Genomic DNA, 18,571 nt, shown 5'->3' on the forward strand with positions numbered 1-18,571 from the left:
GCTTAGCGGCTACCGTCTGCGCGACCCGTCAGGCGATCCTGGCCCGGCTGGGAAGCCCGTTGCGGCATAGCGCGCTCGGCGCCATGCCGGAACGAAGCCTCAGGGCCGTGATACGGCCGATGAAGATCGGGCATGCGCTGCGTGATCGGGGCGTCGAGCAGCGCGGAGAGCAGATCGCGCGCGGCTGCGCGGCTCAAGGAGCGGAACACGGCCACCAGCGCCGAGACCCGCTGGGCCGAGCGCGCGACACCCTGGTTCAATGTCAGGAAGACGTAGACCGCCTCGTCCTCATGCAGCCCGGCCGCGCGCATGGCGAGGGTGAGGAGATCGTAGCGGGCGTCGGGCTCGTCGGCCTCCGTCACGAAATCCGGTGGCAGTCCGAGGGATTCCGCCAGGGTCGTCACGAAGGCGGGCACGTCCCGATCCGTCGAAAGCGCGGTGAGCGCCGCCCCGAGCCCGCGCGGGACCGGCGGACAGGGACGCAGCCCCGCCGTCGCCTCGACGGCGCGGGTGATGGCCTCCCGCATGGTGGGGTCGGCATGAAGATAGAGCGGCGCGACATCCGCCGCCGCGACATCCGGCCGGGCGAGGATGACCTTGGCGAGGTCGGCGCTCCGCCGCGCGCGGCCGACGAGCCGGTGCAGGGGCGCGCCCGTCAAGACGATGCCGTGATTGAGCACCAGGGCCAGATCGACCTCGGGCCGCCCATCGTTGGACAGGTCCTCGATCGCCTCACGACGGAGGGACGGCAGCGCGGCGAGCCGTGCCGTGAGCATGGCGGGCAGAGAGGGCTCCTCCGCCGCCTCTCCCGTCTCATGCCGCATCTCCCGTGCGGCCAGGGCGGCCAGCACGGCGGCGGGTGTCTCGGGATGATCGCGGAGCTTTTCGGACACGGCCGCCACGGTCTCGTCGTCGACGATCGGGATCAGGCCGCAGGCAAGCGACGCAAAGGTTTCACGGGCACGCCGGTCTCGGCGCTGCGCACGCAGATAGAGGTCCGTCTGCACACGCAGGATGACTGGCTTGAGATCTTGCTGTTCGATCCTCGATAAATCGAGGATCCCGGACAGGTCCGGCAGCGCATCGGATGCAGGCATCAGGGACCGGTTTACGCACGAGTACCGTTAGCCGAACCTAAGCCAGCGGCGTGAATCGACCTTTAAGCCGTATGCTTACCAACCTGCTCCACCCTGGGACCGGGCTACTCCTCGCGCCCTCCCCGCCGCAGGAGCGGACGGACGAACAGGCCGCCCTCCGGCACGAAGCCCGTGGCCGAGGCGAAATCGGCGAGGCCAGCCTCCGCCTCCCCAGGGGGCAGGAGGAGCCGGTCGCAACCGGCGAGCCGGGCCGAGCGCGAGACCGCCTTCACCAGAAGCCGACCGATCCCGCGGCGGCGGGCATCGGGGGCCACGGCGAGGGTGGCGATGAACCCGGCGGGGCGCGCCGCAGTGAGGTCATGCACGATTGAAAGGGCGATGAGCCCACTCGGCGGGCCCCACTCCACTGCGATGAGGGCACTCCCCCCGGCACGGACCAGGGCATCGAGCCGCCCCGCCATGAGGCCGGGCTCGACCGATCCAAGGCCGAGATCCGCCATCAGGGCAGCGATGCCCTGCGCGTCGGTGGCGGACGCGGCGCGGATCTCCAACCCGTAACGTTGGCCCAAACCCATTCTCCGCTGAACGGCGCCGTCACTGATTAAGGGCACTGCCTCATCTTTTCGAGCACAGTAACGGCGTGGCGGGCGAAGCGCCCTTCAACGACAAAAGGTGCCTACCCCAGCCAGGGCGGCACCTTTTTTTCGTTGATCTCAGCCCATTGGAGAGGGGCACGATGCCCCATACCCAAATTCGGCCGAGGCCCCCGGTGCTTCCCAGAGGGAAGCCCGGTCGATGGCCTCAGGCCGTCTCTTTCGTCTTACGGGCGCGGGGAGCGCGCTTCGGCTTCTCGGCAGGCGCTTCCTCTTCCTGCGCGGCAGGCGCCTCGCTGGCGGAAGACTTCCGGCGCTGCTGGCCGAGGCCGAGGCTGCGGGCGAGCTCCGAACGCTGTGCCGAATAGCTGGCAGCCGTCGAAGGATAATCGCGCGGCAGGCCGTAACGCTCACGGTACTGCTCGATGGTCAGGCCGTTGCGCGACAGGTGGCGCTTGAGGGTCTTGTACGGCTTGCCGTCGATGAACGAAATCAGCGCATCAGGCGTGATTGACTTACGAACCTGGGCAGACGTCGGCTTGTCGGCCACTTCCGGCGCGGCCGGCGCCGGGGACGCCAGTTTCAGCAGGGCCTCGTGGACACCGGCAAGAAGCGCAGGCAGCTCCCCGACTGGGACCGAATTATTCGAGACATAAGCGGACACGATGTCCGATGCTTGCTCGATCAAGCTCTCGTGGGGGACTGCTACCGTATCATCCATCGTTGATTCCCTCTCCTTGGGGCTTCAGCGACGGTTCTAACGTTTGCGTGGCAAAATCAAGAGACATGAGAACAGAATTTTCGTCAGTCCCAGAGAAATCTGTCACGATTATTCTGAAAGGCACAGATCCCCGACATCCGACACGGATTTTCACGCTCGAAGCAACCTGTGACGAGCTAGCGCATTCGTTCGCCGGCACGAACGCCTTTTGCCGAGGAGCAGAGTGATTGTTCCTGAAGCACGTTTGAACGGGTTAAACTTGCCCTCACTGGTATGGCTGCACTGTACAACCGTGGCGTGTACCAATCGGGCGGAAGGGCTGAAGGGATGACCGAGAGGGACACCGGCTCCATTTTCGGAGCGCAGATTCCATTTGTGCGGCACTGCGGAATCGAGGCCGTGGCGGTCACGGATGGATGCACGAAGCTTCGGCTTACACTGCGTCCCGAGCACGCCAACAATCTCGGCATCGCTCACGGCGGGATCATCTGTACGCTGCTCGATGTCGCCATGGGGACGGCCGCGCGCCTCGCGGCGGGTCACTCTGTCGTGACTCTCGATATGCAAACGCGCTTTCTCAACCCAGGCCGGGGCACGTTGGAGGCGGAAGGCCGGGTGACACGCGGCGGGCGCTCCGTGATGTTCTGCGAAGCGACCATCCGGGACGCGGACGGCGTCCCGGTGGCGACGGCAACGGGTCTCTTGAAGACGGTGACTCAGAAGGCGACCGTCTGAATGGTCTAGGCCGGATCCCACCGGGTTGAGCCGCCCCCGTCGATGACTTCCCAGCCGACTTTGCGAGCGGAGCGAAGCGATCCAGGGAGGCGCACCGTTCTGAAGCGTCCCGCTGCCCTGGATTGCTTCGCTCACGCTCGCAAAGACGGAGGCCCGTGAGCCAACGCGGTCGAAGATGGCTCTATCTCATTGTTGTGATGCACATCCTTGCGACGAAGCGCTATCTCCTTCGTCTGAATGGTCTAGGCCGGAACGCCGACGCCCACGGGACAGGTGACACCCGTGCCGCCGAGGCCGCAATAACCACCGGGATTCTTGGCCAAGTATTGCTGGTGATACTCCTCGGCGAAGTAGAACGTGTCGAGGGGCACGATTTCGGTGGTCACATCCGGATAGCCCTGTTCGCGCAGCGCCCCGGCATAGGCCGAGCGCACGGCCTCGGCGACCTTCGCCTGCTCCGGCCCGGTGGTGTAGATGCCCGAGCGGTACTGCGTGCCGACATCGTTGCCCTGTCGCATCCCTTGGGTCGGGTTGTGGCTTTCGAAGAAGATGCGCAGCAGTGCCTCCAGCGGTAGCGCCGCCGGATCGAAGGCCACGAGAACCACTTCGTTATGTCCGGTGCGGCCGGTGCAGACCTCTTCATAGGTCGGGTTCGGCGTATACCCGGCGGCATAGCCCACCGCCGTCACGAACACGCCCTGCGGCAATTGCCAGAAGCGCCGCTCCGCGCCCCAGAAACAGCCGAGGCCGAGCACGATCGTTTCGGTGCCCTCAGGGTACGGGCCCTTCAGGGGATGACCGTTGACGTAATGTCGCTCGGCAGTGGGCAATGGTGTCGAACGGCCCGGCAAGGCATCGGCCGCGTTCGGCATCTCGGCCTTCTTGCGAAAAAGGAACATCGCTCGCCCCTCGGATTCTGAGAACTGAGCCCAATATGGGTATGAAGACCTCGCTTCGAAAGCGACGGCCTCTCTTCGCCGCAGCAGAAAGCCCGGTTACATTGGGAACGCGGCGTGCAAGTTATAGTTGAATTTTTGCACGACGGCGCGGGGGATGAGACAGGTGGAAACGGACCACGCCACCAGCCATCTCAGCGGGAGCCTGGATGCCGAAGCCAACCTCGGCGATCCGTTCGCTGCTGCCGTACGGGCGACGCGGATGCCGATGATCGTGACCGATCCCCGGCAATTCGATAACCCGATCGTGTTCGCGAACGACGCCTTCCTCAAGCTCACAGGCTATACCCGCCTTGAGGTCACAGGACGGAATTGCCGTTTCCTACAGGGCCCGGACACGGACTCCGCTGCTGTCGATCGTGTCCGCGCGGCGATCCGCGACGAGAGGGATATCAGGATCGACATCCTGAACTATCGCAAGGATGGCTCGACCTTCCAAAACGCCCTGTTCGTCGGCCCCGTGCGCGACGAGAACGGAAAGGTCGTCTATTTCTTCGCCTCACAGCTCGATGTCTCGGAGCATCACCGGATGCAGGCCGAAATCGACGACCTCAAGGCCAGGCTCGCCGATGCCGAAGCGAAGGTCCGGGACCTCTGACCCGCACCGTCAGGGCCGCGTGAGGAATCCGATCGGTTCGCGGCCGGGCTGGCCGAGCCACATCAGGACCGCGCCGAGCACGAGTGCGATCAGCGACGCGGGAGCGAGGGTCAGCGGCAGGCCGAGCACGTGCCACAGCCACGGCGCCACGCCCTCCACACCCGTCTGCAGCGCCCCGGCCTTGTCCTTGAACAAAGCCGCGATCACGTCCGACACAGATGTGACCCGTAGGCCGTTATTCGCGATGGAGCGGGCGCCGTCATAGACCAGGGCGACGAAGCCGCCGGCCATGAACACGAGACCGAGCAGGCGGGCGAGGAAACGGAGCATCACCGGGTCATCGAGCCGCGCCGGGGCGGCGCGGCACACGGCCTACGGTCTGCGGCCTGCCGGTGCAAGCGCTTGCCCCTCGCTTCGGTCCAACCCTTGGCTCGGCCCAACGCTCGGTTGCTTGGCGACCTGCCCCGTGCCACAGCCCCGCCGCGGGGGACGGACCTCCGGCATGGGGGGACGATGAGCGGGAACGAGCAGACGATACCGTCCCTGGTCATCTTCGATTGCGATGGCGTTCTGGTCGACAGCGAGCCCCTGAGCCTCGCCTGCCTCACCGCCGGGCTCAACCGGATCGGCGTCGACATCGACCTCGATACGGTGCGCAACCGGTTCGCGGGCACATCCATGGTCTCGATCATGGGCCATATCGAGCGCGATTACGGCATCACCGCCCCGGAGGGCTTCGTGGACGAGGTCAAGGCGGAGACGCTCGCGACCTTCGACCGAGAGTTGCAGGCGATGCGAGGCGTTGCGGAGGCGGTCCAGGCGCTGGACCTGCCCGTTTGCGTGGCATCGAGCAGCGATCCGGTGCGGCTGCGGCACTCACTGACCCTCACGGGATTGCTCTCGCTCTTCTCTGGCAACGTGTTCTCCTCGGCGCAGGTCGCGCGAGGCAAGCCCTTTCCGGACCTGTTCCTGTTCGCCGCCGCGCAGATGGGCGCCGAACCTGCTTCCTGCCTCGTCATCGAGGACAGCGTGCCCGGCGTGACGGCGGCGGTCGCGGCAGGGATGCGCGTCGTCGGCTTCACCGGCGGCGGCCATTGGGGCCACGACCCGGCTGGCGCCGACCTCTCTCGCGCCGGTGCGGCGTCGATCTTCTCCGATTATTCGAACCTCTCTAAAATCATCACAAGTTAGAGATGCATTCTTAGAATGCGTTGCTAGCCAAACCTTCCTCATTGTCATCGTTCCACTCAAGCCGAGCACAAAGAGGGAAGACTATTCTGTTGACGTCTGGCGCCGCCGGGCGCATCTTCTGTGTGCCGGCCTGAAACGGCTGGCCGCGGTGATTTGAGATAAGCGTCGCTTGCGCCGCGTCACCAAACGCTAAAGCACTGCGAGCGCCCTTCCGAGCCTCGCGGTCCTTCGGTCTGGAGGACATCGTGACTGCAATGCTCGTTACGCATCGGCCCCCGTCCCACTCCCACGCATCCTGTCGACGCTAGCCGTTTTTCTCCGATCGTTTCGGAAGTCACCGGCCCGTCACTGCAATCAGGCACGGCTTTTGCGCCGGCCCAGGGAGTCGCTTGTCCGATGCCCACATTCCTCTCGCTCGTCACGCCCGTGAAACACGCAGACACTCCCCTTCCCTCCGGCGACCCGCCGCCCCTGCCCTTCGAGACGGAGGCCCCCGCTCTTGCGCGGGTGATCGAAGTCGGAGAAGTCACGGCAGGCATCGCCGTACCGGAAGATCGCGGCGTGCGGTTCTTCTCAGCCTCACGCGATTACGATGGCTTGGACGGCATGCTGTTCCGCAGCCCGGAGCAAGCGGCCCGTGCGGTCAGAGAGATCGCGCGGCCCGGCGCCCGCAAGGCGCAGCGCGCTTTCGCGGTGTGACGGTCGGAGAGACCGGCAACGCCGTTGGTCGTCGCTGCGAAGAGCGCGGGGAGAGTGTCGCTCTGCCTACTTCGCGCATTCCTCGCGGGCGCGCTTGATGGCGTCCGCGAAGCCGGCGAGCTCGTATTCGTCACTCGTCGGGTTGCCACGCATGGACGTGGTCTTGATCGTGAGCTTCGGCGCCCGGCCGCTCATCTCGTTGACGACCCGCGTCTCCTCGGCGGGGTTCTGGAGCCACGCATTGCTCTCCTTCACCACCAGCCCGTAACGCGAAGCGCCGAGCTGCAGGGTCGGATCGGTCGGGGCGGCCGGGGATCCCGCCTTGGTCTGCGCGGCGGCGGGCTTGGGCGGGAAGCCGAGCATCACCGCCACCTCGTTGGGGACGTTCTCGGCCTTGCGGATGGTGACGAAGAGATAAGCGCTGTCGCGTTTCAGCGTCTTGGGTGAGCGGGTCTGGGGCTGCGCAATGGCGTAGCAGATCCGCGAGCGCGCCTCGCCATTCACGAAGACGTTCCAGTCCCCGAAGATCGCCACCGGAACGGCCTGCTGCATCCCCGGCGGGGTTGGGGCCACGCGCTCGGCCTTGCGGCTGCTGTGACGGGAGGAGCGACGCGAGCGCCTGTCCGTCGTCGCCTCGGCCGGAGCCTCGGCATCCTGTGCCTGTGCCGACGCGACGCCGAACAGGTGGCCCGTCATCGTCTCCGGCGGTGAGGCACAGGCGAGCAGAGCGAGGAGGCCGACCGGAAACAGAGGGGAGACGCGGACCATATTCATTCCCTGCAGGCGTCGGCTTGGCCGAGCTGTGCCGTTAGGGATCGATTAATGAACCCCGCTTGGGACGACAGCAAGGCGTGCGGCGGCCTGCGCCGTGGACTGTTCAGCCCTCGGCGTACACTAGACGGCGCGCAGCTCGGGCGCGCCGAGTTCGGCCGCGCGAAGCTCAGCGGCGGCCACGGCCGGGGCGACGAGGACGGGCGAGACGTCATCCGCCTCGATCTGCGCTTCTACCTGAACGACGGGAGGAGCGGCGCGGCGCCGGGGCGGATCGTTGTAGGGGGTGTTGTAGCCCTTGCGAACGGCGGCCCAGTAGGCCTCGCGAGACAGGTCGGTGCCGACCAGGGCGGCATCAATGACCGCGCTGGCATGGGCGGCGAGATCGGCAACCTCTTCGGGCTTCATCCAACTCTCGATCGACATGCGTGTGGTCTCTCCGGTCGCGCGAATGACCCCGTAACGCAACGCACCTAGCTAGACGGTGAACGCGCCACCGCCCAGCTGGTTGCAGCGCATCATCTTACCGTGAGGCACCGTCCAGACGTTCGATCCAGGCCTTGGCCTGGCTTCGGACGTTGTCGGGCGCCGTACCCCCATAGCTTGTGCGGCTGGCCACCGAATTCTCGACGCCGAGAACCGCATAGACGGCCTCGGTGATCTGCGGCTCGGCCTCCTGCATCTCAGCGAGCGACAGCTCTTCGAGCCCGACACCCTTGGCCGCTGCCGCCCCGACCAGACGGCCGGTGACGTGGTGCGCCTGCCGGAACGGCATGCCGAGCTCGCGCACCAGCCAATCCGCGAGATCGGTGGCGGTGCTGAAGCCGGAGCCTGCCGCGCGGGCCAGGGTCTCCGTCGCCGGCTCGAGGTCCTTCACCATGCCGGTCATGGCCGCGAGACAGAGCGAGAGGGCCTGGAGAGCATCGAAGGTGCCTTCCTTGTCCTCCTGCATGTCCTTCGAATAGGCGAGCGGCAGGCCCTTCATGACGATGAGCAGGCCGGTGAGCGCACCGATGATGCGCCCCGCCTTGGCGCGCACCAGTTCCGCCGCGTCCGGGTTACGCTTCTGCGGCATGATCGAGGAGCCGGTCGTGTAGCCGTCCGAGAGCTTCACGAAGCCGAACTGCGCCGAGGTCCACACCACCAGTTCCTCCGCGAAGCGCGAGAGGTGCACGGCGCAGATCGAGGCGGCGGACAGGGCTTCCAGGGCGAAGTCCCGGTCGGCCACCGAATCGAGGGAATTCGCCGTCGGCCGGTCGAAGCCGAGCGCCGCCGCCGTGGCGTGCCGGTCGATCGGGAACGATGTGCCCGCCAGCGCCGCCGCGCCGAGGGGGCATTCGTTCAGCCGCGCCCTCGCATCGCGGAACCGGCCCCGGTCGCGGGCCAGCATCTCGACATAGGCGAGACAATGATGCCCGAAGGTCACCGGCTGGGCGGATTGCAGGTGCGTGAAGCCCGGCATCACCGTTCCGGCATGGGCGAGCGCCTTCTCGGCCAGCGCCCGCTGCAAGCCCGCGGCCTGCTCATCGAGGGAATCGAGGGTGTCGCGCACCCAGAGCTTCATGTCGGTGGCGACCTGATCGTTGCGCGAGCGCGCCGTGTGCAGGCGTCCAGCGCCCGGCCCGACGATCTCGGTCAGGCGGCTCTCGACGGACATGTGGATGTCTTCGAGCTCGCGCTTGAACACGAAACTCCCCGCCTCGATCTCGTCGCGGACGGTCTTGAGCCCAACCTCGATCGCGGCCACATCGTCGGCGGGCAGGATCCCCGCCTTGCCCAGCATGGCGACATGCGCCAGCGAGCCGCGGATATCCTGGGGCGCGAGGCGCTTGTCGAACCCGATGGAGGCGTTGATCTCCTCCATGATCTCGGCGGGGCCGCTCGCGAAGCGCCCGCCCCACATCCGGTTGCTCATGTCGATCCTTCCGCGCCGCGCCGTTTCACAGAGGCAAGCCTGATGCCCCATCGCAATGGTCTCATCGCGGGCGCCTGCATCGCGGCGCTCGGTCTTGCCGGGTTTGCCCTATACGGGAGCGGTCTCGTGGGCGGCAACGGGGGAGTGGCCTCTGGGCCCTGCGCGGGCGCTGCTCCGGCGGTCGCCCGTGTCGAGGCCGCCGCGAAGGGCGAAGTCGCGGGGATGCAGAGACCGAAGACGATCAAACCCGTGCCGGACATCGCCTTCAAGGGGCCGGACGGCGCCGACACGAGCTTGGCTGCCATGAAGGGGCGCACGCTCCTCGTGAACCTGTGGGCGACTTGGTGCGCCCCGTGCAAGGCCGAGATGCCGGCCCTCGATCGGCTACAAGGCGCCCTGGGGGCCAAGGATTTCGAGGTGGTGGCCATCAATGTCGACACCCGCAACCTCGACAAGCCGCCGCAATGGCTGAAGCAGGCGGGCATCAGCCATCTCGCCTTCTACGCCGATCCGGGCGGACGTGTCCTGCCCGTGGTTCAGAACCACGCCGAATCGGCTGGGTTGCCCACCACGATGCTGATCGACGGCGCGGGCTGCACGGTGGGCGTCATGAAAGGCGCGGCGGAATGGTCGAGCCCGGACGGACTGGCGTTGATCCGCGCCGCCCTCGGCCGTCCGGCCACCTGAGCGAAAGACCACCTCCCGTTGATCGCGCCGCGCGTGCGGGCTAACGCCAAGGCGATGCGGTTCTATCTCGGTCTCGCGACCACCTTCCACGATCCGGCCCTCGCTCTGGTGGGGCCGGACGGCACGCTGCTCTTCGCCGAGGCGACGGAGCGCTTCCTGCAATATAAGCGGGCGCCCAATTGCGAGCCCGATGCCCCGGCACGGATCGCGCCACTGCTGCGCGAACATGTGCCGGAGGGCTCCGAGATCGTGGTCGCCTCGACCTGGGGCGAGCAATTCAGCGGCTTCTTGCGGGGACAGGCCCAGGCCGGGACCTTCGATCTCCCGGTGTTGGCCGCACATCCGGTCGATCTCAACGGCTCCTTCGTGCCGGAGCAGGCCGAGCGGGTGTTCATCGCCGACCTCCATCTCGCGCAGGCGCGGGCGGGCCTCGGCACGCTGCTCGCGCTGACGCAGGACGTGCGCACCGGTGGGCGCCCGCCCCGCGCGCAGGTTGTCGGCCAGCGGCGCTACCCGCACCATCTCTGCCACGCCGCCTACGGCCTGTGGGGCAGCCCCTTCACGGAGGCCACCTCCCTCACCGTCGACGGCATGGGCGAGACCGGTGCCTCTGCGATTCACCGCCTGAAGGACGGGCGGATCGAAGAGGTGAAGCGCCATCGCGGGCGGGGCTCGCTCGGCTTCCTCTATGGCCTCATCACCGACCTCGCCGGCTTCGATCAGGTGAAGGGCGAGGAGTGGAAGATCATGGGGCTCGCCCCCTATGGTCGGCCCGATCCCGAACTGGCCGCGATCCTCGCCCGCCTCTGCCGGGTGGAGGGCACGCGCCTGCGCTTTGCCGATGCGGACACGATCCGTGGCGTCGCCGCGGAACTCCTCGCGCGGCGTCCCGCCGACGCCCTGGAGGTCGGCTGGGCCGATCTCGCCCGCTGCGGGCAGGATCTGTTCGGCACGCTGATGGATGCCCTCGTCGCCGAGGCTCACGCCCTCGCTCCGTCCGAGAACCTCGTGATCGCGGGCGGCTGTGGGCTGAACTCGTCCTATAACGGCCGGGTCCTCGGTCGCTCGCCCTTCAGCCGACTGCATGTGCCCTCCGCTCCCGCGGATGACGGCAACGCGGTCGGCGCGGCCTGGCTCGCTTTCCAGGAGGACCATCCCGAATGGTCCGGCCCGCCGCAGGACGCACGGCCGCTTACTCCCTATCTCGGCGCCAAGGTCTCGACAGCGGCGATGGAGCGGCTGGCCGAACACGAGCCCCGCGCCCGCAAGCTCGGCCATGGCGCCGTGACGCGTGAAGCCGCACGCATCCTCGCGGCAGGCGGTCTCGTCGGCTGGGTGCAGGGCGCGGCGGAGTTCGGCCCACGGTCGCTCGGCAATCGGTCGATCCTGGCCGATCCTCGCCCGGCAGGCGCAAAGGACGCCTTGAACGCCAAGGTCAAGTACCGCGAGGCGTTCCGCCCCTTCGCCCCCTCCATCCTGGCGGCGGCAGGACCCGACTGGTTCGAGGATTTCGCCGACAGCCCCTACATGGAGCGCACGCTGGTCTGGAGGGAGAGCGTGCGGGACAAGGTGCCCGCCGTCGTCCACGAGGACGGCACCGGACGCCTTCAGACCGTCACCGCGGCCCGTAATCCAGCCTATGCCGCCCTCATCGAGGCCTTCCGCGAACTCACCGGCGTGCCAGTGCTGCTGAACACCAGCTTCAACGTGATGGGCAAACCGATCCTCCACACGGCGGAAGATGCCATTCTCATGTTCTACACGACCGGCCTCGACGCCCTGGTCGTCGAAGACTGGATCGTGGTGAAATAGCCCATCGGCGCATCCGCAGCGCGAACCCAAACCGCCCGGCTCAACGCCGGGTGGAATCATCCCCGCCGAAGCCGCAGCAGCGCATTCCTGCCCTTGCCGAATGAGAACAAATCAAGTACGAAATCCATCCGGCGGGCGCGTTGTGATCGGCGCCCTTCCTCTCCATAAGGAGCATCGCCAGATGGCCCAGCCCGCGCTGAAAGTGGTGGATATGCCCCCCGCAGATAAGGACAAGTCGAAGGCGATCGACGCCGCCCTCTCACAGATCGAGCGGGCCTTCGGCAAAGGCTCGATCATGCGCCTCGGCAAGAACGACAAGGTGCAGGAGGTCGAGGTGGTCTCAACCGGCTCGCTCGGCCTCGACATCGCCCTCGGCGTCGGTGGCCTGCCGCGCGGTCGCGTGATCGAGGTGTACGGCCCGGAATCCTCGGGCAAGACCACGCTCGCCCTGCACACGATTGCCGAGGCCCAGAAGAAGGGTGGCGTCTGCGCCTTCGTGGATGCCGAGCACGCCCTCGATCCGGTTTACGCCCGCAAGCTGGGCGTGAACCTCGATGATCTTTTGATCTCGCAGCCCGACACGGGTGAGCAGGCCCTTGAGATCACCGATACACTGGTGCGCTCCGGCGCCATCGACGTGCTCGTGGTCGACTCGGTCGCGGCACTGACGCCGCGCGCCGAGATCGAGGGCGAGATGGGCGAGAGCCAGCCGGGCCTCCAGGCCCGCCTGATGAGCCAAGCCCTGCGTAAGCTGACCGGCTCGATCTCGCGCTCGAACTGCATGGTCATCTTCATCAACCAGATCCGTATGAAGATCGGCGTGATGTACGGCTCACCGGAGACCACGACGGGTGGTAACGCCCTGAAGTTCTACGCTTCCGTTCGCCTCGACATCCGCCGCGTCTCGACCCTCAAGGAGCGGGACGAAGCCATCGGCAATCAGGTCCGCGTGAAGGTGGTGAAGAACAAGGTCGCCCCGCCGTTCAAGCAGGTCGAGTTCGACATCATGTTCGGTGAAGGCATCTCGAAGGTCGGCGAGCTGATCGATCTCGGCGTGAAGGCCGGTATCGTCGAGAAGTCGGGTGCGTGGTTCTCCCATGACAGCCAACGCCTCGGCCAAGGCCGCGAGAACTCCAAGGGCTTCCTGCGGGACAATCCGGCGATCGCCGCGAAGATCGAGGGCATGATTCGCCAGAATTCCGGCCTCGTTGCCGAGAAGATCCTCGAAAACGCGAAGCCGACCGAGGACGATCTGGACCCCGGCGAGGCGTAAGCTTTACCACCCCGCCAAAGTAAGCACGGCCCCGGAGCGATCCGGGGCCGTTTCCGTTTGGGGCATACAACAGATCGTCATTGCGAGCGCAGCGAAGCAATCCAGGGCAGCGGGACGCTTCGAGACAGTGCGGCCCCCTGAAATGCCCCGCTTTCACGGGCCATCACGACAGCCGCGAACCCGAACCCCAAACGCAAAACGGCGAAGCGATCCCGTGAGGGATCGCTTCGCCGTGAAAGAACGGAGGAAGAGCGAGGTCGAGCGTAAAGCCCGACCCGCCTCAGGCGGCTTCGCCGGCCTCGGTCGACGGGGCGGCTTCGCCCTCGACGAGCTTCCAGGTCTTCAGCTTGGAGAAGGGACGGCACTCTTCGATGAACACCGTCTGCCCGACCTTGGCCGCATTGGCCTCGTCGTGCGCGTGGTAATTCTTCGAACGGCGGACGGTCTTCTTCATCACCGGGTGGGTGAAGCGGCGCTCCACCTTCACGACGATGGTCTTCTCGCCCTTGTCGCTGACGACGGTGCCCTGCAGGACGCGCTTCGGCATGGTCTTCTCCTCAGGCCTTGGCGGACGCGAGCGTCTGCTGACGCTGCAGCGTACGCACCCGGGCGATGTCCCGCCGCACCTCACGGATGCGGGAAACGTTCTCGAGCTGGCCGGTGGCACCCTGGAAGCGCAGGTTGAACTGCTCCTTCTTCAGGTTCACCAGCTCGTCGGCGAGCTGATCGGCGGAGAGCGCCTTCAGGTCGGCGTGGCGTTGGGTGGTCTTCACGAACGATCTCCTTAGTCGGCGATGCGCGTGATGATGCGGGTCCGCACCGGGAGCTTCGCCGCGCCGAGGCGCAGGGCCTCGCGGGCGATCTCGGCGGCGACGCCGTCGACCTCGAACATGATACGGCCGGGGTGGATACGCGCGGCCCAGTAGTCCGGCGCACCCTTACCCGAGCCCATGCGGACTTCGGTCGGCTTGGTGGAGACCGGCACGTCCGGGAAAACCCGGATCCAGACACGGCCCTGGCGCTTCATCTCGCGCGTGATGGCGCGGCGGGCGGCTTCGATCTGGCGGGCGGTGACGCGCTCGGGCTCCATCGCCTTCAGGCCGAACTGCCCGAAGTTCAGGTCGAAGCCGCCCTTGGCCGCACCGTGGATGCGGCCCTTGAACTGCTTGCGGAACTTGGTCTTCTTGGGTTGCAGCATGGCTTACCTCACGCGTGCTCGCGCTCGCGACGCGGGCGGTCACGACCACCCTCACCGTCGCGCTCGCGGCGCCCGCCGGAGCGGCCGCCCTCTTCCTGGGCCTTCTTATCCTGGGCCATCGGATCGTGCTCAAGGATCTCGCCCTTGAACACCCACACCTTGATACCGCAGGTGCCGTAGGTCGTGAACGCCGTAGCGGTCCCGTAATCCACGTCCGCACGCAGCGTGTGCAGCGGAACGCGACCCTCGCGGTACCATTCCTGGCGGGCGATCTCGGCACCGCCGAGACGGCCGGAGCAGTTGATCCGGATACCCTCGGCACCCAGACGCATGGCCGACTGCACGGCGCGCTTCATGGCGCGACGGAAGGCGACGCGACGCTCGAGCTGCTGGGCGATCGAGTCGGCCACCAGGGTGGCATCGATCTCGGGCTTGCGCACCTCGACGATATTGATGGTCACGTCGGCCTTGGTCATCGTGCCGACGAGCTTGCGCAGCTTCTCGATATCCGCGCCCTTCTTGCCGATCACCACGCCCGGACGACCCGAGTGAATGGTGACGCGGCACTTCCGGTGCGGACGCTCGATGACGATCTTGGAGACCGCCGCCTGCTTGAGCTGCTTGGTCAGGGCGGCGCGGATCGCGACGTCCTCATGCATGAGCTTCGCGTATTCGCCCTTGTTGGCGAACCAGCGGGAGTCCCAGGTCCGGTTGATGCCGAGCCGGAGACCGATCGGGTTGACTTTCTGACCCATCAGATCCTCCTCACGCCGCTTCCGCCGCGCGGACTTCCCGAACCACGATGGTGAGGTTCGAGAACGGCTTCAGAATGCGCGCGCCGCGGCCGCGGGCACGGGCGTGGAAACGCTTCAGGACCAGCGCCTTGCCCACGAAGGCTTGGCTGACGATGAGATCATCGACATCCAGATCGTGGTTGTTCTCGGCGTTGGCGATCGCGCTTTCGAGGCACTTCTTCACATCGGTCGCGATGCGCTTGCGGGAGAACTGGAGGTCGGCAAGCGCCGCCTCGACCTTCTTCCCACGGATGAGCTGCGCCACGAGGTTCAGCTTCTGCGGGGAAACGCGCAGCATGCGCGCCACCGCCTTGGCCTCGTTCTCGGGGAGCGCGCGGGGGGTAGCCTGCTTGCCCATATCAGCGCCTCTTCGCCTTCTTGTCGGCCGCGTGGCCGGGGAAGGTGCGGGTCGGCGAGAACTCGCCGAACTTGTGGCCGACCATTTCCTCGGTAACGTAGACCGGAATGTGCTTCTGGCCGTTGTGAACGCCGAAGGTGAGCCCGACGAACTGCGGCAGGATCGTGGAGCGGCGGCTCCAGATCTTGATGACCTCGGAACGCGAGGAACCCCGCGCCGCCTCGGCCTTCTTGAAGAGGTAGCCGTCGACGAACGGCCCCTTCCAGAGAGAGCGTGCCATGGTGGTTACTTCTTGCGGTTGTGGCGGCTGGACAGGATGAAGACGTCGGTCCGCTTGTTGGACCGGGTCTTCTTGCCCTTGGTGGGCACACCCCACGGCGTAACCGGGTTACGGCCGCCAGAGGTGCGGCCCTCACCGCCGCCATGCGGGTGGTCGACCGGGTTCATCGCCACGCCGCGGTTGTGCGGGCGCTTGCCGAGCCAGCGATTCCGCCCGGCCTTGCCGAGCGAGATGTTCATGTGGTCCGGGTTCGACACCGCACCGACGCTCGCGAAGCACTGGCCGTGCACGAGACGCTGTTCACCCGAGTTCAGGCGAACCGTCACGTAGCCCTGGTCGCGACCCACGATCTGAGCGTAGTTGCCGGCCGAACGGGCGATTGCGCCGCCCTTGCCGATCTTCAGCTCGACATTGTGGACGATCGTGCCAACCGGCATGGAGCCGATCGGACCGGCGTTACCCGGCTTGATGTCCACGTTCTCGCCCGCCACGACCTTGTCACCCGCCGCGAGGCGCTGCGGAGCCAGGATGTAGCTCTGCTTGCCATCGGGGTAGTTGATCAGCGCGATGAACGCGGTGCGGTTCGGATCGTACTCGATCCGCTCCACGGTCGCGGTCACGTTGAGCTGGTCACGACGCTTGAAATCGACGTTGCGCAGCGAACGCTTGTGCCCACCGCCGCGGAAGCGGACGGTGATACGGCCCAGATTGTTGCGCCCGCCCGAGGAGCTCTTGCCCTCGGTCAGCGCCTTCACCGGCTTGCCCTTATAGAGCTCACGGCGGTCAACGAGCACGAGCTGACGTAGGCTCGGCGTGACCGGTTTGAATGTCTTCAAAGCCATCGGCTCGTCCTCGATCCGTCCTCAGAGCCCGGTGGTGACGTCGATCGTGTGGCCTTCGGCCAGGGTCACGATCGCTTTCTTCACATCCGAGCGCTGGCCGCGAAGCCCGCGGAAAACCTTCTTCTTACCCTTGGTAATGAGCGTGTTCACGCCCGTCACCTTGACGTCGAACAGACGCTCGACCGCTTCCTTGATCTGCGGCTTGGTAGCCTTCGGGGCGACCCGGAAGACGACCTTGTTCTGTTCGGTCAGATTGGTCGCCTTCTCGGTGATGACCGGGGAGACGATGACGTCGTAGTGGCGCGGATCAGCACTCATTTGAAGCGCTCCTCCAGCGCGTCGACCGCCGCCTTGGTGAGCACGAGCTTCTCGCGGCGCAGGATGTCGTAGACGTTGATGCCCTGGACGGGCAGCACGTCGATCTGCGGGATGGCGCGAGCCGCCCGGCCGAAGTTCACGTCGACCTCGGCACCGCCGATGATCAGGGCGTTCGACAGACCCATCTTGCCGAAGGTCTCGATGAGGCCCTTCGTCTTGTGGTTCTCGACCTTGATGTCGTCGACGACGATCAGGGTCTCGGCCTTCGCCTTGGCGGACAGGGCGTGACGCAGGGCCAGAGCACGGACCTTCTTGGGAAGGTCGTGGCTGTGGTCGCGCACGACCGGACCGAAGGCCCGGCCGCCGCCGCGGAACTGCGGAGCGGAGGCAGCGCCGTGACGGGCGTTACCGGTGCCCTTCTGCTTGTAGAGCTTCTTGCGGGTCCGGTTCACGTCCGAGCGGTTCTGCACGGCATGGGTGCCTGCACGACGCTTGGCGAGCTGCCAACGGACCATGCGCTGAAGCAGGTCGGCGCGGGGCTCCAGGCCGAAGATCTCTTCGTTCAGCTCGACCGAGCCGGCACCGGCTCCGTCGAGGGTGGTGACATCGAGCTTCATCACGCGGTCTCCTCAGCCGCAGGGGCCTCGGTGGCCGGGGCGGAGGAACCGTTCTCACGGAACTTGCCCGGCAGCGGCACGTCGGCGGGGAGCTTGCGCTTCACCGAATCGCGGATCTGGATCCAGCCGCCAGCCACGCCCGGCACCGCGCCTTCGACGAGGATCAGGCCCCGCTCGGGATCGGTGCGCACGACGCGCAGGTTCTGGGTCGTCACCCGCTCGACACCGAGATGACCCGGCATCTTCTTGTTCTTGAAGGTCTTGCCCGGATCCTGGCGGCCACCGGTCGAACCGATCGAGCGGTGGGAGATCGACACACCGTGAGTGGCGCGCAGACCGCCGAAGTTCCAGCGCTTCATACCACCGGCGAAGCCCTTACCCGTGGTGGTGCCCGTCACATCGACGAACTGACCCGGGATGAAGTGATCGGCGGTGATCTCAGCACCGACCGGGATCAGCGCGTCCTCGGACACGCGGAACTCGGCGAGCTTCTTCTTCGGCTCCACCTTGGCGACCGCGAAGCGGCCACGCTCGGCGGCGGAGACGTTCTTGACCTTGGCCTTGCCGACGCCGACCTGCAGCGCGACGTAGCCGTTCTTTTCTATCGTGCGGTGGGCAACCACCTGGCACTGATCGACCTTGAGCACCGTGACCGGAACATGCTCCCCCGCGTCCGTAAAGACGCGGGTCATGCCGACCTTCTGTGCGATGACCCCTGAGCGCATAGGTGTCTCCCCTCGCGCGGTGAAACGGTAAGCTCTAACCCTCAGCGGGTCAGAGCTTGATCTCCACGTCGACGCCGGCGGCGAGGTCGAGCTTCATCAGCGCGTCCACGGTCTGGGGCGTCGGATCGACGATATCGAGCACGCGCTTGTGGGTGCGCATCTCGAACTGCTCGCGCGACTTCTTGTCGATGTGGGGCGAGCGGTTGACGGTGAAGCGAGCGATATGCGTCGGCAGCGGGATCGGGCCCCGGATCTGCGCGCCCGTGCGCTTCGCCGTCGAGACGATCTCGCGGGTCGAGGCATCGAGGATGCGGTGATCGAACGCCTTAAGGCGAATGCGAATGTTCTGACCGTTCATGACCTTCGGGCCTTGAGAGGGAGGGCGGGGAGG

25 protein-coding genes and 1 pseudogene are annotated in these 18,571 nt (G+C 66.5%); 7 read left to right on the forward strand and 19 right to left on the reverse strand.

Annotated features, from left to right (window positions below; genetic code table 11):
- Window positions 1-2 precede the first annotated feature (2 nt).
- The 3 genes from J4O73_RS22510 to J4O73_RS22520 all read right to left on the reverse strand — a co-directional run bounded on the left by J4O73_RS22510 (window position 3) and on the right by J4O73_RS22520 (window position 2,411).
- Window positions 3-1,097, reverse strand: coding sequence for a hypothetical protein (locus J4O73_RS22510; protein ID WP_426221040.1), 1,095 nt, complete (start codon window positions 1,095-1,097; stop codon window positions 3-5).
- Between the two features lie 104 nt (window positions 1,098-1,201).
- Window positions 1,202-1,666, reverse strand: coding sequence for a GNAT family N-acetyltransferase (locus J4O73_RS22515; protein ID WP_426221042.1), 465 nt, complete (start codon window positions 1,664-1,666; stop codon window positions 1,202-1,204).
- Between the two features lie 232 nt (window positions 1,667-1,898).
- Window positions 1,899-2,411, reverse strand: a complete 513-nt coding sequence (locus J4O73_RS22520) for a MucR family transcriptional regulator (protein WP_378966843.1) — start codon at window positions 2,409-2,411, stop codon at window positions 1,899-1,901.
- Window positions 2,412-2,738: 327 nt separating this feature from the next.
- On the opposite strand from J4O73_RS22520, the gene J4O73_RS22525 reads away from it, so the two are divergent.
- Window positions 2,739-3,146 (forward strand): PaaI family thioesterase, encoded by a 408-nt coding sequence (locus tag J4O73_RS22525; RefSeq protein WP_426221044.1) that lies wholly within the window; start codon window positions 2,739-2,741, stop codon window positions 3,144-3,146.
- A 242-nt stretch (window positions 3,147-3,388) separates the two neighbouring features.
- Here J4O73_RS22525 and msrA read toward each other — a convergent pair whose 3' ends face one another.
- Window positions 3,389-4,045, reverse strand: a complete 657-nt coding sequence (msrA, locus tag J4O73_RS22530) for a peptide-methionine (S)-S-oxide reductase MsrA (RefSeq protein WP_426221046.1) — start codon at window positions 4,043-4,045, stop codon at window positions 3,389-3,391.
- A 154-nt stretch (window positions 4,046-4,199) separates the two neighbouring features.
- Here msrA and J4O73_RS22535 point away from each other — a divergent pair.
- Window positions 4,200-4,682 (forward strand): annotated as a pseudogene (locus J4O73_RS22535) (PAS domain-containing protein); the annotation flags it as partial.
- Between the two features lie 27 nt (window positions 4,683-4,709).
- Here the strand turns inward: J4O73_RS22535 and J4O73_RS22540 are convergent.
- Window positions 4,710-5,030: a PetM family of cytochrome b6f complex subunit 7 gene (locus J4O73_RS22540; RefSeq protein WP_426221142.1), complete on the reverse strand. Its 321-nt coding sequence runs from the start codon at window positions 5,028-5,030 to the stop codon at window positions 4,710-4,712.
- Window positions 5,031-5,213: 183 nt separating this feature from the next.
- Between J4O73_RS22540 and J4O73_RS22545 the strand changes: the two genes are divergently transcribed.
- Together J4O73_RS22545 and J4O73_RS22550 are read left to right on the forward strand one after the other, a co-directional pair.
- Entirely contained in the window at window positions 5,214-5,891 is a 678-nt protein-coding gene (locus J4O73_RS22545; protein ID WP_426221048.1) for an HAD family hydrolase, read from the forward strand.
- 396 nt (window positions 5,892-6,287) lie between these two features.
- Entirely contained in the window at window positions 6,288-6,590 is a 303-nt protein-coding gene (locus J4O73_RS22550) for a hypothetical protein (RefSeq protein ID WP_426221049.1), read from the forward strand.
- A gap of 66 nt (window positions 6,591-6,656) precedes the next feature.
- Here J4O73_RS22550 and J4O73_RS22555 read toward each other — a convergent pair whose 3' ends face one another.
- The 3 genes from J4O73_RS22555 to argH form a co-directional block, all read right to left on the reverse strand.
- Complete coding sequence (locus tag J4O73_RS22555; protein ID WP_426221051.1) at window positions 6,657-7,358, reverse strand: invasion associated locus b family protein; 702 nt, start codon at window positions 7,356-7,358, stop codon at window positions 6,657-6,659.
- Between the two features lie 126 nt (window positions 7,359-7,484).
- Entirely contained in the window at window positions 7,485-7,787 is a 303-nt protein-coding gene (locus J4O73_RS22560; protein ID WP_426221053.1) for a hypothetical protein, read from the reverse strand.
- A 97-nt stretch (window positions 7,788-7,884) separates the two neighbouring features.
- A complete protein-coding gene (argH, locus tag J4O73_RS22565; RefSeq protein ID WP_426221054.1) occupies window positions 7,885-9,276 on the reverse strand; it encodes an argininosuccinate lyase in 1,392 nt (463 codons plus the stop codon).
- 42 nt (window positions 9,277-9,318) lie between these two features.
- Between argH and tlpA the strand changes: the two genes are divergently transcribed.
- From tlpA to recA, 3 genes are all read left to right on the forward strand, one after another.
- Window positions 9,319-9,963 carry a thiol:disulfide interchange protein TlpA gene (gene tlpA, locus J4O73_RS22570; protein ID WP_426221055.1) on the forward strand — a complete coding sequence of 215 codons (645 nt, stop codon included), beginning with the start codon at window positions 9,319-9,321 and terminating at the stop codon, window positions 9,961-9,963.
- Between the two features lie 54 nt (window positions 9,964-10,017).
- Entirely contained in the window at window positions 10,018-11,775 is a 1,758-nt protein-coding gene (locus J4O73_RS22575; RefSeq protein ID WP_426221144.1) for a carbamoyltransferase family protein, read from the forward strand.
- Between the two features lie 181 nt (window positions 11,776-11,956).
- Window positions 11,957-13,048 carry a recombinase RecA gene (gene recA / locus J4O73_RS22580; RefSeq protein ID WP_378966861.1) on the forward strand — a complete coding sequence of 364 codons (1,092 nt, stop codon included), beginning with the start codon at window positions 11,957-11,959 and terminating at the stop codon, window positions 13,046-13,048.
- 280 nt (window positions 13,049-13,328) lie between these two features.
- Here recA and rpsQ read toward each other — a convergent pair whose 3' ends face one another.
- Genes rpsQ through rpsJ form a run of 11 tightly spaced genes read right to left on the reverse strand, consistent with a single transcriptional unit; the run spans window position 13,329 to window position 18,538 of the window.
- On the reverse strand, window positions 13,329-13,595 hold the full coding sequence (gene rpsQ, locus J4O73_RS22585) for a 30S ribosomal protein S17 (protein ID WP_426221058.1): 267 nt from the start codon (window positions 13,593-13,595) through the stop codon (window positions 13,329-13,331).
- 10 nt (window positions 13,596-13,605) lie between these two features.
- The gene (gene rpmC / locus J4O73_RS22590; RefSeq protein ID WP_426221059.1) at window positions 13,606-13,821 is read right to left on the reverse strand and encodes a 50S ribosomal protein L29; all 216 of its coding nucleotides are present in this window, start codon (window positions 13,819-13,821) and stop codon (window positions 13,606-13,608) included.
- A gap of 11 nt (window positions 13,822-13,832) precedes the next feature.
- Window positions 13,833-14,246 (reverse strand): 50S ribosomal protein L16, encoded by a 414-nt coding sequence (gene rplP / locus J4O73_RS22595; protein WP_426221061.1) that lies wholly within the window; start codon window positions 14,244-14,246, stop codon window positions 13,833-13,835.
- Between the two features lie 8 nt (window positions 14,247-14,254).
- Window positions 14,255-15,001: a 30S ribosomal protein S3 gene (rpsC, locus tag J4O73_RS22600; protein ID WP_238206636.1), complete on the reverse strand. Its 747-nt coding sequence runs from the start codon at window positions 14,999-15,001 to the stop codon at window positions 14,255-14,257.
- A 10-nt stretch (window positions 15,002-15,011) separates the two neighbouring features.
- The gene (rplV, locus tag J4O73_RS22605; RefSeq protein ID WP_378966867.1) at window positions 15,012-15,398 is read right to left on the reverse strand and encodes a 50S ribosomal protein L22; all 387 of its coding nucleotides are present in this window, start codon (window positions 15,396-15,398) and stop codon (window positions 15,012-15,014) included.
- Between the two features lies 1 nt (window position 15,399).
- Window positions 15,400-15,678, reverse strand: coding sequence for a 30S ribosomal protein S19 (gene rpsS / locus J4O73_RS22610; RefSeq protein WP_012319190.1), 279 nt, complete (start codon window positions 15,676-15,678; stop codon window positions 15,400-15,402).
- A 5-nt stretch (window positions 15,679-15,683) separates the two neighbouring features.
- A complete protein-coding gene (gene rplB, locus J4O73_RS22615) occupies window positions 15,684-16,520 on the reverse strand; it encodes a 50S ribosomal protein L2 (RefSeq protein ID WP_378966870.1) in 837 nt (278 codons plus the stop codon).
- 21 nt (window positions 16,521-16,541) lie between these two features.
- The gene (locus J4O73_RS22620) at window positions 16,542-16,838 is read right to left on the reverse strand and encodes a 50S ribosomal protein L23 (protein WP_378966872.1); all 297 of its coding nucleotides are present in this window, start codon (window positions 16,836-16,838) and stop codon (window positions 16,542-16,544) included.
- The gene (gene rplD, locus J4O73_RS22625) at window positions 16,835-17,455 is read right to left on the reverse strand and encodes a 50S ribosomal protein L4 (RefSeq protein ID WP_378966874.1); all 621 of its coding nucleotides are present in this window, start codon (window positions 17,453-17,455) and stop codon (window positions 16,835-16,837) included. Before rplD ends, J4O73_RS22620 begins: the two co-directional genes overlap by 4 nt.
- Complete coding sequence (gene rplC, locus J4O73_RS22630) at window positions 17,455-18,180, reverse strand: 50S ribosomal protein L3 (protein WP_426221065.1); 726 nt, start codon at window positions 18,178-18,180, stop codon at window positions 17,455-17,457. The genes rplD and rplC overlap by 1 nt, the downstream gene beginning before the upstream one ends.
- Before the next feature lie 49 nt (window positions 18,181-18,229).
- Window positions 18,230-18,538 carry a 30S ribosomal protein S10 gene (rpsJ, locus tag J4O73_RS22635; RefSeq protein WP_238206654.1) on the reverse strand — a complete coding sequence of 103 codons (309 nt, stop codon included), beginning with the start codon at window positions 18,536-18,538 and terminating at the stop codon, window positions 18,230-18,232.
- Window positions 18,539-18,571 lie beyond the last annotated feature (33 nt).

The sequence above is a fragment of the Methylobacterium sp. NFXW15 genome (genome assembly GCF_049887755.1).
Lineage (GTDB): Bacteria > Pseudomonadota > Alphaproteobacteria > Rhizobiales > Beijerinckiaceae > Methylobacterium.

Coding starts and splice junctions, on each gene's coding strand:
- J4O73_RS22510 (WP_426221040.1), bottom strand. CDS start 1,097: ATGCCTGCATCCGATGCGCTGCCGGACCTGTCCGGGATCCTCGATTTA.
- J4O73_RS22520 (WP_378966843.1), bottom strand. CDS start 2,411: ATGGATGATACGGTAGCAGTCCCCCACGAGAGCTTGATCGAGCAAGCA.
- J4O73_RS22525 (WP_426221044.1), top strand. CDS start 2,739: ATGACCGAGAGGGACACCGGCTCCATTTTCGGAGCGCAGATTCCATTT.
- msrA (WP_426221046.1), bottom strand. CDS start 4,045: ATGTTCCTTTTTCGCAAGAAGGCCGAGATGCCGAACGCGGCCGATGCC.
- J4O73_RS22540 (WP_426221142.1), bottom strand. CDS start 5,030: ATGCTCCGTTTCCTCGCCCGCCTGCTCGGTCTCGTGTTCATGGCCGGC.
- J4O73_RS22545 (WP_426221048.1), top strand. CDS start 5,214: ATGAGCGGGAACGAGCAGACGATACCGTCCCTGGTCATCTTCGATTGC.
- J4O73_RS22550 (WP_426221049.1), top strand. CDS start 6,288: ATGCCCACATTCCTCTCGCTCGTCACGCCCGTGAAACACGCAGACACT.
- J4O73_RS22555 (WP_426221051.1), bottom strand. CDS start 7,358: ATGGTCCGCGTCTCCCCTCTGTTTCCGGTCGGCCTCCTCGCTCTGCTC.
- J4O73_RS22560 (WP_426221053.1), bottom strand. CDS start 7,787: ATGTCGATCGAGAGTTGGATGAAGCCCGAAGAGGTTGCCGATCTCGCC.
- argH (WP_426221054.1), bottom strand. CDS start 9,276: ATGAGCAACCGGATGTGGGGCGGGCGCTTCGCGAGCGGCCCCGCCGAG.
- tlpA (WP_426221055.1), top strand. CDS start 9,319: ATGCCCCATCGCAATGGTCTCATCGCGGGCGCCTGCATCGCGGCGCTC.
- J4O73_RS22575 (WP_426221144.1), top strand. CDS start 10,018: ATGCGGTTCTATCTCGGTCTCGCGACCACCTTCCACGATCCGGCCCTC.
- recA (WP_378966861.1), top strand. CDS start 11,957: ATGGCCCAGCCCGCGCTGAAAGTGGTGGATATGCCCCCCGCAGATAAG.
- rpsQ (WP_426221058.1), bottom strand. CDS start 13,595: ATGCCGAAGCGCGTCCTGCAGGGCACCGTCGTCAGCGACAAGGGCGAG.
- rplP (WP_426221061.1), bottom strand. CDS start 14,246: ATGCTGCAACCCAAGAAGACCAAGTTCCGCAAGCAGTTCAAGGGCCGC.
- rpsC (WP_238206636.1), bottom strand. CDS start 15,001: ATGGGTCAGAAAGTCAACCCGATCGGTCTCCGGCTCGGCATCAACCGG.
- rplV (WP_378966867.1), bottom strand. CDS start 15,398: ATGGGCAAGCAGGCTACCCCCCGCGCGCTCCCCGAGAACGAGGCCAAG.
- rpsS (WP_012319190.1), bottom strand. CDS start 15,678: ATGGCACGCTCTCTCTGGAAGGGGCCGTTCGTCGACGGCTACCTCTTC.
- rplB (WP_378966870.1), bottom strand. CDS start 16,520: ATGGCTTTGAAGACATTCAAACCGGTCACGCCGAGCCTACGTCAGCTC.
- J4O73_RS22620 (WP_378966872.1), bottom strand. CDS start 16,838: ATGAGTGCTGATCCGCGCCACTACGACGTCATCGTCTCCCCGGTCATC.
- rplD (WP_378966874.1), bottom strand. CDS start 17,455: ATGAAGCTCGATGTCACCACCCTCGACGGAGCCGGTGCCGGCTCGGTC.
- rplC (WP_426221065.1), bottom strand. CDS start 18,180: ATGCGCTCAGGGGTCATCGCACAGAAGGTCGGCATGACCCGCGTCTTT.
- rpsJ (WP_238206654.1), bottom strand. CDS start 18,538: ATGAACGGTCAGAACATTCGCATTCGCCTTAAGGCGTTCGATCACCGC.